Annotated in this window: 5 protein-coding genes; 3 read left to right on the top strand and 2 right to left on the bottom strand. The window is 41.8% G+C overall.

Features of this window, described 5'->3' with window-relative positions:
- Nucleotides 1-882: HRDC domain-containing protein (locus ACIQ32_RS11900; protein ID WP_396195894.1), on the top strand; the 882-nt coding region annotated here is incomplete at its 5' end.
- 27 nt (nucleotides 883-909) lie between these two features.
- Here ACIQ32_RS11900 and ACIQ32_RS11905 read toward each other — a convergent pair.
- Complete coding sequence (locus ACIQ32_RS11905; RefSeq protein ID WP_396195895.1) at nucleotides 910-1,149, bottom strand: hypothetical protein; 240 nt, start codon at nucleotides 1,147-1,149, stop codon at nucleotides 910-912.
- A 58-nt stretch (nucleotides 1,150-1,207) separates the two neighbouring features.
- Between ACIQ32_RS11905 and ACIQ32_RS11910 the strand changes: the two genes are divergently transcribed.
- Both ACIQ32_RS11910 and ACIQ32_RS11915 read left to right on the top strand, forming a co-directional pair.
- Entirely contained in the window at nucleotides 1,208-2,260 is a 1,053-nt protein-coding gene (locus tag ACIQ32_RS11910; protein ID WP_396195896.1) for a DUF2891 domain-containing protein, read from the top strand.
- Nucleotides 2,261-2,293: 33 nt separating this feature from the next.
- Nucleotides 2,294-3,859 (top strand): NAD(P)/FAD-dependent oxidoreductase, encoded by a 1,566-nt coding sequence (locus tag ACIQ32_RS11915; protein WP_396195897.1) that lies wholly within the window; start codon nucleotides 2,294-2,296, stop codon nucleotides 3,857-3,859.
- Between the two features lie 10 nt (nucleotides 3,860-3,869).
- Here the strand turns inward: ACIQ32_RS11915 and ACIQ32_RS11920 are convergent.
- A partial coding sequence (locus tag ACIQ32_RS11920) for a peptide-methionine (S)-S-oxide reductase (RefSeq protein ID WP_396195898.1) occupies nucleotides 3,870-4,102 on the bottom strand: 233 nt, incomplete at its 5' end.

Raw genomic sequence — 4,102 nt, forward strand, 5'->3', positions numbered from 1 at the left:
TTTACTTTAATCGGACGCGTAAATGCCACCATCAAAGCACACCGAACCGATACGCAGAAATTCTTCGGTTGCGGTGCTAACTACGATGAGCGTTATTGGATGGCCTTGATCCGACAAGTATTGGTTGACGGATTGCTAACCAAAGACATAGAAACCTATGGTATTCTAAAAGTTTCAGATCTCGGGCGTGAATTTATCGACAATCCAACCTCTTTCTTAATGTCGGAAGACCACGAATACAGTGAAAATGAAGACGAAGCCATAGTAACAGCCTCTAAATCGAGTGGCACAGCCGATGAAGCTTTAATGGCGATGCTGCGCGAATTGCGAAAAAAAGTGGCCAAAAAATTAGGTGTTCCTCCATTTGTAGTTTTTCAAGATCCGTCTTTGGAAGACATGGCGCTTAAATACCCGATTAATATTGACGAATTGAGCAATGTGCACGGCGTAGGCGAAGGCAAAGCCAAAAAATACGGTAAAGATTTCGTAGAATTGATTGCCCGCTATGTAGAAGACAACGACATCATTCGCCCGGATGATTTGGTGGTGAAATCTACCGGAGCCAATTCTTCCAATAAATTATACATCATTCAAAACATTGACCGAAAACTGTCGTTGGAAGATATTGCCAAAGCCAAAGGCATGAATATGGATACCTTGCTCAAAGAGATGGAGCAAATTGTCTATTCCGGAACCAAACTCAACATCGACTATTGGATCAATGAGATTTTAGACGAAGAGCAACAAGAAGAAATTCACGATTATTTTATGGATTCCGAATCCGATAAAATTGAAGAAGCCCTCAAAGAATTCGATGGCGATTACGATATAGAAGAACTCCGATTGATGCGGATTAAATTCATCAGCGAAGTAGCGAATTAGAAGAGAGAAGCCAAGGCTTCTCTTTTTTTATGGAATGTACAATTCGCCTCGGTGGGGTTTTAATGCATCTCGCATTGGGATCATTTGCTCGTCATTCACTACGATATAAGCTATGGCGTGCATTTCGTTTTTAACTTCAAACCCTGTAATGGTTATCGGTAATTTTTCCATAGCAATGAATTCTTTCAAATGAATTTCATGATGTTCCGCCGTTTTAGCCGAAGCCGGTCCGCGAAAATCCCAAATGAGTTTGATTTGTCTAGACATAAAAACGAAATTGTTCGGCAAAGTTAACTTTTTGCTACATTTGAAAAAAAGCAAATCCATGAAATATCTCCTTTATATATTACTTTGGGTCAGTGGTACAGTTGGAGCACAAGAATTAACACTCGAACAAGCCAATCATTTAGCATCTTTACCCTTAAAATGCCTGCAACAGGAATATCCCAACAAACTGGGACAAATGTTGTTGGACAGCACCGAAATACAATCGCCTAAAAAATTGCACCCAACTTTCTACGGTTGTTTCGATTGGCATTCATCGGTTCACGGTCATTGGAGTTTGGTGTTTTTGCTGAAGCGATTTCCAAATCTGGCGAATCGAGAGACAATCATTCAAAAGCTTAAAACCAATTTGTCTAAAGCCAATATTCAGGTGGAAATAGATTATTTGAACAAAAAACACGAAAAATCGTTTGAGCGAATGTACGGTTGGACTTGGTTGCTCAAACTCCAATTGGAACTGGAAACTTCAGCCGAACCGTTTGCGCAGGAGTTGGCCCAAAATTTAAAACCCTTATCTGAAATTATAGTCGATAGATACATCGAGTTTTTACCTAAACTACTGTATCCTGTTAGGGTAGGTACACACACTAATACCGCCTTCGGATTGACCTTTGCTTGGGATTATGCAGTGCATTCTAAAAACCAACTATTCCAACAAGCCATCCGTGACAATGCAGTTCGAATGTTCGCTAAAGATGAAAATTGTCCTTTTACTTGGGAACCGAGCGGGACAGATTTCCTGTCGCCCTGTTTGGAAGAAATGGCTTTAATGCAACGGGTTTTGCCCGATGGCGACTTCCTGATTTGGCTTAAAAAGTTCGCTCCGCAACTCTTTTCCAAGAAGTTTTCTTGGGAAGTGGCTCGTGTTTCCGATCGAACCGATGGTCATTTGGTGCATCTTGACGGACTCAATTTTAGTCGTGCGTGGAATTTATACGGATTACTTCATCGCTATCCAAAGCAGTTTTCGCATTTGAAAGCATTGGCCGATTTTCACTTCAACTTTTCATTGCCTGCAGTAGTCGACGGCAATTATGAAGGCGAGCATTGGTTGGCTTCGTTTGCCTTGCGCGCTTTTGAAGAAAAAAAGTAATTCGATTTGTTTACTTTTGCTGAAAATTAAATCATGCCACGCGAATTACTTTTTCAAGTCTCTCCCGAAACCGCCCACAATGAAGTTCTGCTTAAAGAACAAGTAGCCAAGTTGTTTCAAGTTGCCGTGAGCGACATTCAAAAAGTAGTGGTTGTAAAGCGTTCTATTGACGCCCGTCAAAAAGCCATTAAGTTCAATATCAAGGCGAATGTTTTTCTGAAAGGCGAGACCTATTCGGAATCTGCCATCGAACTGCCGGAGTATACTAACGTCAGCAATGCTCAAGAAGTAATTGTAGTAGGCGCTGGACCGGCCGGATTATTTGCTGCCTTGCAATTGATAGAATCTGGTCTAAAACCAATAGTAATTGAACGAGGGAAAGATGTGCGTGGTCGCCGCCGTGATTTAAAAGCCATCAACCGCGACCATATTGTTAACGAAGATTCCAATTATTGTTTCGGAGAAGGTGGCGCCGGAACGTATTCCGATGGTAAATTGTACACGCGTTCGAAAAAGCGAGGCGATGTCGACCGAATTTTAAGGCTGTTAGTGGCTTTTGGAGCTACTCCTGATATTTTAGTCGAAGCGCATCCGCATATTGGTACTAACAAATTACCACAGATTATTCAAGATATCCGAGAAAAAATTATCGAGTGTGGCGGACAAGTATTGTTTGAAACCCGTGTGAGTGATTTTATAATCAATAACAACGAAATTCAAGGAGTTGTCACTCAAAACGGCGATACTATTTCGGCTAACAAAGTCATTTTAGCTACCGGGCATTCCGCTCGTGATATATTTGAATTGTTAGACCGAAAGAAAATCCTAATCGAAGCCAAACCTTTTGCCTTGGGCGTTCGCGCTGAACATCCGCAGGAGTTAATCGATAAAATCCAATACAGTTGTGATTTCCGTGGCGAGTATTTGCCTCCGGCGCCGTATTCGATAGTAAAACAAGTCAACGGTCGCGGTATGTATTCGTTTTGCATGTGTCCCGGAGGTGTAATTGCGCCTTGTGCTACCAGTCCGGGCGAAGTAGTCACCAACGGTTGGTCGCCTTCCAAACGCGATCAAGCTACTGCTAATTCCGGCATAGTAGTCGAATTAAAATTAGAAGATTTTAAGCCTTTTGCCAAGTTCGGAGCGCTGGCCGGAATGGAATTTCAAAAAGCCATCGAACAAAAAGCTTGGCATTTGGCAGGTCAAACCCAAAAAGTACCGGCGCAACGCATGGTCGATTTTACCCAAAATAAATTGTCTTCTTCCATACCCAAAACCTCTTATGTTCCGGGAACGACTTCGGTAGAACTCGGACAAGTATTCCCCGATTTTTTAACCCAAATCATGCGGGAAGGTTTTGTACAATTCGGCAAATCCATGCGAGGTTATATGACGAACGAGGCAATCCTGCATGCACCCGAAAGTCGTACGTCATCACCTGTCAGAATTCCACGCGACCATGAAACTTTAGAGCATTTGCAAATCAAAGGTTTGTATCCTTGTGGTGAAGGAGCGGGTTTTGCTGGCGGTATTATCTCTGCAGCGATTGATGGCGAAAAATGTGCACTTAAGATTGCCGAAAATTTGCTAAAAAAATAATTTCAGGCTATTAATTATTCTTTTTCAAACGATTCTTAAAGACTTTTTCAAACTTCTCCAACTTCGGTTGGATGACCATCTGACAATACGGTTGTTCTTGGTTGTTTTGGTAATAATTTTGATGGTCGTCTTTGGCTTTGTAAAACGCCTCGAACGGTTCCAAAGTAGTCACAATTTTATTGTTGTAGACTTCTTTATTCAAATCGGTTATGATGCTTTGTGCTGCTTTCTTCTGCGTTTCGT

The organism is Flavobacterium sp. (genome assembly GCF_044373165.1).
GTDB lineage: Bacteria > Bacteroidota > Bacteroidia > Flavobacteriales > Flavobacteriaceae > Flavobacterium.